We start from the raw sequence: 6,482 nt of genomic DNA, 5'->3' as shown, positions 1-6,482 counted from the left end.
CACCCGTCCGCCGCTAGATTGTTCCCGAAGGAACTCCTCTCGCTCGACTTGCATGTGTTAGGCACGCCGCCAGCGTTCGTCCTGAGCCAGGATCAAACTCTCAATAAAAAGTTTAATCTTTGCTCAAATTACTTTGAGTCTTAATGTTAAGACGTCTAAAAGAATTGCTGGTTTGTTTACTTAACTTATATTCTGTTCAATTTTCAAAGACCATTTTCTTCATCGCCCTCAAGCGACTTTCTTATCTTATCATTTGTTTTATTTCTTGTCAACAACTTTTTTTAAGTTTTTTTGACTTGTTTCATCGCGTCTCTCAGCGACGAGATTTATCTTAACATTTAACTTTAAATAAGTTTTTTATAATATATTATATTTTAATAAATTATATTTATTTTTCTCAAATTTTCTATTAATATCTAACTTTTTCTATTAATGATACGCCAGGGTATGATTACATTAAATTGATTAATTGTAACTATATTTGTATATATTCTTTATAGCTTATAAAAAAATAAATTGCAATTATATCTATATTTGATAATAATAATTGCAATTTATTTTTATTTAGGTTTATATAGTTTATTATTATTCTTCAGATCTATCTAATAATTCATTTAGGCTGTTATCAGAATCATTTACAACTGCTATTTCACTTTTAACTTCATCGTTTATATCTTCACTATCTAAAGTTAATTGCTCTTCTTTATCATCAATGCTTCCTGATATTTTAGTAATTGCAGCTATCTTTTCTTCTTCTGTAGTTCTCATAAGAGTTACTCCCATTGTAGATCTACTAGTTACTGATATATCAGATACATTTATTCTTATAGCTACACCACTTGTATTTATTAACATAAGTTCATCGTCAATTTTACATATAGTTGCACCTATAACTTTACCTGTCTTCTCAGATAATTTATATGTTATTAATCCTGTTCCGCCTCTTTTTTGTCTCTTGTATTCTGTTATAGGAGTTCTTTTTCCAAATCCATTCTCACTAATAACAAGTAAGTCTTCTCCTTCTACAGCTATATCCATGCATACAGCAATATCATCTTTTCTTAAATTGATTGACCTTACTCCTGATGCTGTTCTTCCCATAGGTCTTACGTCAGTCTCGTTGAATCTTATTGCATTTCCGTCTTGTGTTACTATAACAATATCTGCATCACCACGAGTTATCTTAACTTTTAGAAGTTCATCGCCATCTCTTAGGTTTATAGCTATTAATCCATTCTTTCTAAGATTCTTAAATTCAGATAAAGGTGTTTTCTTTACTAACCCTTGTTTAGTTCCCATAAATAAGAATCCTTCATTTACATCATCTTTAACTGAAAGTACAGTCTCAATTTTTTCATCTTGTTCTATAGCTATAAGATTTATAATATTTGTTCCTTTTGCTGTTCTTCCTGCATCAGGTATTTCATATGCTCTTAACTTATAAACTCTTCCTCTGTTTGTAAAGAATAATACATCTGAATGAGTCGATACCACATTTACATGTTCTACAAAATCATCTTCCTTTGTAGACATTGCTTGTATTCCTCTTCCCCCTCTTCTTTGAGAAGAGTATGTATCAGCAGATATTCTCTTAATGTATCCTGAATGTGTTAAAGTAATTACAACCTCTTCTTCTTGAATAAGGTCTTCAATATCTATATCATTAACTACTTTTTCTATTGATGTTCTTCTTTCATCATTATATCTATTCTTTATTTCTATAAGCTCATCTTTTATTACAGATAAAAGTTTTTCTTCACTTGCCAATATTGAATTTAAATAATCTATTAATTTCATAAGTTCAGCAAACTCTTCCTCTATCTTGTCTCTTTCTAGACCTGTTAATCTTCTTAATCTCATTTCTAGAATTGCTTGTGCTTGCTTCTCACTTAATTGGAATCTTTCTATAAGTGTATTTTTAGCAATTTCAGTAGTCTTTGATGATCTTATTATATTTATAACTTCATCAATATTATCAAGAGCAATTCTTAATCCCTCAAGTATATGAGCTCTAGCTTCAGCCTTATTTAATTCAAATACAGTTCTTCTAGTAACTACTTCCTTTTGGAATTCTATATAATTAGCTAATACTTGTTTAAGATTTAATACTTGAGGCTCATTATTAACTAACGCTAACATTATTACCCCAAACGTATCTTGCATTTTTGTATGTTTATATAATAGATTTAATATTACATTCGGATTTGCATCTTTCTTAAGCTCTATTACAATTCTCATACCATCTCTATCAGATTCATCTCTTAAATCTGATATTCCAACTATCTTCTTATCTTTAACTAAATCAGCTATATTTTCTATAAGTTTAGCCTTATTTACTTGATATGGTATTTCAGTAACTATTATTTTATGCCTATTATTTTCCTCTTCTATTTCAGCTTTTGCTCTAACTATTATTCTTCCCTTACCAGTCTCGTAAGCAGCTCTTATTCCTGATTTACCCATTATTGTAGCTCCAGTTGGAAAATCAGGACCCTTAATAGCAGTCATTAATTCTAAAACAGTTGTTTCAGGATTATCTATAAGCATAATTGTTCCATCTATTACTTCTCCTAGATTATGAGGAGGAATATTAGTTGCCATACCAACAGCTATACCTGATGAACCATTAACTAAAAGATTAGGATATCTTGATGGTAGTACAACTGGTTCTTTTTCTTCACCATCAAAGTTAGGAATAAAATCTACTGTATTTTTTGATATATCTCTTAACATTTCTGCAGCAATTTTATTCATCTTGGCTTCTGTATATCTCATAGCAGCAGCACTATCACCATCAACTGATCCGAAGTTTCCGTGACCATCTACAAGCATATATCTCATAGAAAAATCCTGTGCCATTCTTACAAGTGCATCATAAACTGATGAATCACCATGTGGATGATACTTACCTAAAACTTCTCCGACTATTCTTGCACATTTTCTATATCCCTTTTCAGGTGCTAATCCTAATTCACTCATAGAGAACAATATTCTTCTATGTACAGGCTTTAGACCATCTCTAACATCTGGAAGAGCACGACCAACTATAACACTCATTGCATAATCGATGTAGCATCTTTTCATTTCTTTATTTATATCAATAGATATAACTTTTCCCTCGTTTAAACTCATGTACCTCACCTCGTTTTAGTACTAAACATCTAAATTGCTTACTTTTTTAGCATTCTTTTGGATAAATTCTCTTCTTGGTTCAACCTTATCTCCCATTAATATAGTAAATATTTCGTCTGCTGCTATAGCATCTTCTACAGTAGCCTTTAATAATACTCTCTTTTCAGGGTCCATAGTTGTATCCCATAATTGATTTGCATTCATTTCTCCAAGACCTTTGTATCTTTGTATATTTGTTGAATTATCTTTTCCACCAATTTCGCTTAATAATTTTTCAAGTTCTGCGTCTGAATAAGCGTAATATTCCTTCTTATTCTTTTTTACTTGATAAAGTGGTGGTTGAGCTATATATACATGTCCTCCATCTAATAGTCCTCTCATATATCTAAAGAAGAATGTTAATAATAAAGTTCTTATATGAGCTCCATCAACATCAGCATCTGTCATTATTATTATTCTGTTATATCTTAACTTTTCTTCATCAAAATCATCTCCAATTCCAGCACCAAAAGCTGTAACCATTGATTTTATTGAATCAGCTGTTAATATTCTATCTAGTCTTTGTTTTTCAACATTTAATATTTTACCTCTTAGAGGAAGTATCGCTTGGAACCTTCTATTTCTTCCCTGTTTAGCTGAACCACCAGCTGAATCTCCCTCAACTATATAAATTTCACATTCTAAAGGATCTTTTGATGAACAATCTGCTAATTTTCCTGGTAATGATGAACGTTCTAATACTGATTTTCTTGTTAATTCTCTAGCTTTTCTTGCAGCATCCCTAGCTCTAGCAGCCATTAATGCTTTATCTATTATAATTTTACCTATACCTGGGTTTTCCTCTAAGAATATAGAAACTCCTTCACCAACTATAGAATCTACTACACCTCTAACTTCTGAATTCCCAAGTTTAGTTTTTGTTTGTCCTTCAAATTGAGGTTCAGATATTTTTACAGAAACTACTGCCGTTAATCCTTCTCTAATATCATCTCCTGATAAGTTTTTATCATTTTCTTTCAAATGATTAAACTTCTTACCATAATCATTTATTACTCTTGTTAATGCTGTTTTAAATCCAGATAAGTGAGTACCACCCTCTATAGTATCTATGTTGTTAGCAAATGAATATAGATTTTCTGTATAGCTATCATTATATTGAAGTGATATTTCAACTATTATACCATCTTTTTCCCCCTCAATATAAATTGGATCCTGATGTAAAACTTCCTTATTCCTACTTAAATAAGATACAAACTCTTTTATACCACCTTCATAGTGATATACTTCAGTTTTACCTTCTTCTCTAGCATCAGATAATATGATTTTAATTCCCTTGTTTAAGAATGCTAATTCCCTAAGCCTATTTGCTAATATATCAAAATCATATTCTGTTTCCTCAAATATCTCTGTATCTGGCTTAAATGAAACTTTTGTACCATGCTCTTCAGTTTTACCTATTTTACTTAAATCAGTTACAGCATTCCCTCTAGAATATTTTTGTTGCCATATATCCCCTTCTCTTGATACTGTTACTTCACACCATTCTGATAATGCATTAACAACAGATGCACCAACACCATGTAATCCTCCAGAGACCTTGTAACCTCCGCCTCCAAACTTTCCTCCAGCATGTAGAACTGTCATTATAACTTCTACTGTTGATTTTCCCATTTTAGGATGTATTCCAGTTGGCATACCCCTTCCATTATCAATTACAGTAATTGAATTATCCTCGTTTATTGCAACTGATATCTCTGTACAGAATCCTGCTAAAGCCTCATCTATACTGTTATCAACTATTTCATATACAAGATGATGTAATCCTCTTGAACTAGTACTTCCTATATACATTCCTGGTCTTTTTCTAACAGCCTCTAATCCTTCTAAGACCTGAATTTGACTTTCATCATAGCTTTGATTGCTTTTTTCCAACATAATCTCCTCCTTAATGAAGTTTTATTATAATCACATGAAGATTTAACATTGGAGTTATGGATTATAATCTATATTTGTTCTCTTTGTTAAAGTTGAAGATGATATTGGAGATAAATAAACTTTACTCATTTTATTAACTTCAGCTATAACAAATGATTTTGGTTTTTCTTTAGAAATTCTCTCTACAAACCCATCTTCTTCTGCCATTCTTATGAATGCACTAGTATCCGAACTATACATTGTAGTTTGCAAATCAAAAATTCCAATTATATCTTTAATTGGAACAACAACATTTTCTCCTAAATGTAAAAACATAAGAATTCCTCCTTTTAATTTAGGATTTCTCCTTCTTTGACCTTAAAGACCCTGGAGCTATTATCTAAATAATTTGTAAGATCTTCTATTCCTGTGCACGTTATTATAGTTTGGATTTCTCCAATCGTACTTAGAATATATCTCTTTCTATTAAAATCTAATTCTGATAAAACATCATCTAATAATAAAACTGGATACTCTGATGTCATTTCCTTTATTATTTTTAAAGATGAAAACTTTATTGTAAGGACAGCACTTCTTTGCTGTCCTTGTGACCCAAAGCTTTTAGTATCTACATCATTAATTAGCACAATAAAATCATCTCTATGAGGTCCTATACTAGTAGTTCCCTTTTCAATATCCTTTTTTCTATTTCTTCTTAGTAATTCATAAAAACTATTTTCTATATCTTCTAGATCCTTTATTGTACTTATGTATTTAAACTCTACATTTTCTTTTCCTGAAGATATATCTTTATGAATATCATTTCCATAGAAATTCAACTTATTGATATATTTAAGTCTTTCTATTATTATATGATACCCAAAATTTGCTAATTGTATATCATATATATCTAAAATTTCTGAATCTAGCTTTCTATTTTTTAATACAACATTACGTTCATTCAAAACCTTATTATATTGTACTAGATTATAATAGTATTTAGAATTTAATTGACATAGCTCCATATCAATAAACTTTCTTCTTACTCCAGGAGAATCTTTTATAATCTTTAAATCTTCTGGGGAAAACATAACAACATTAAAATTTCCAAACAACTCCCCTATTTTAGATACCTTAATTTTGTTAATCTTGATGGCTTTTTTTCCATCCTTTAATATATTTATATCGATATTTTTATCAAGTCTATCTTTACCTACCAATAAACTTACATATGCACTATCTGAGTTCCAATTTATTAATTCTCTATCTTTTGAAGTTCTATGTGATTTTGCAAAAGCACAATAATAAATTGCTTCAAGAATATTTGTTTTCCCTTGAGCATTATCCCCCATAAATACATTTACATTTTTACCAAGTGTTATATTTAAAGATTTATAATTTCTATAATTTAACATCTGTAGTCTTTTAATATACAT

4 protein-coding genes and 1 rRNA gene are annotated in these 6,482 nt (G+C 30.1%); all 5 read right to left on the bottom strand.

What is annotated here, in order from left to right:
* Positions 1-108, bottom strand: a 16S ribosomal RNA gene (locus CSBG_RS00740); the annotation flags it as partial.
* A 477-nt stretch (positions 109-585) separates the two neighbouring features.
* Positions 586-3,132 (bottom strand): DNA gyrase subunit A, encoded by a 2,547-nt coding sequence (gene gyrA, locus CSBG_RS00735; protein ID WP_008676197.1) that lies wholly within the window; start codon positions 3,130-3,132, stop codon positions 586-588.
* Positions 3,133-3,153: 21 nt separating this feature from the next.
* Complete coding sequence (gene gyrB / locus CSBG_RS00730) at positions 3,154-5,067, bottom strand: DNA topoisomerase (ATP-hydrolyzing) subunit B (protein WP_008676195.1); 1,914 nt, start codon at positions 5,065-5,067, stop codon at positions 3,154-3,156.
* Between the two features lie 54 nt (positions 5,068-5,121).
* Entirely contained in the window at positions 5,122-5,382 is a 261-nt protein-coding gene (locus tag CSBG_RS00725) for an extracellular matrix/biofilm biosynthesis regulator RemA family protein (RefSeq protein WP_008676191.1), read from the bottom strand.
* 14 nt (positions 5,383-5,396) lie between these two features.
* Positions 5,397-6,482: a DNA replication/repair protein RecF gene (recF, locus tag CSBG_RS00720; RefSeq protein WP_008676190.1), complete on the bottom strand. Its 1,086-nt coding sequence runs from the start codon at positions 6,480-6,482 to the stop codon at positions 5,397-5,399.

This window comes from Clostridium sp. 7_2_43FAA, from assembly GCF_000158375.2.
Lineage (GTDB): Bacteria > Bacillota > Clostridia > Clostridiales > Clostridiaceae > Clostridium > Clostridium tertium.
This window is presented reverse-complemented; position numbering and strand designations above follow the sequence as displayed.

Bases quoted from the DNA above. Each gene is read 5' to 3' on its own strand.
- recF (WP_008676190.1), bottom strand. From the start codon at position 6,482: ATGTATATTAAAAGACTACAGATGTTAAATTATAGAAATTATAAATCT.
- CSBG_RS00725 (WP_008676191.1), bottom strand. From the start codon at position 5,382: ATGTTTTTACATTTAGGAGAAAATGTTGTTGTTCCAATTAAAGATATA.
- gyrB (WP_008676195.1), bottom strand. From the start codon at position 5,067: ATGTTGGAAAAAAGCAATCAAAGCTATGATGAAAGTCAAATTCAGGTC.
- gyrA (WP_008676197.1), bottom strand. From the start codon at position 3,132: ATGAGTTTAAACGAGGGAAAAGTTATATCTATTGATATAAATAAAGAA.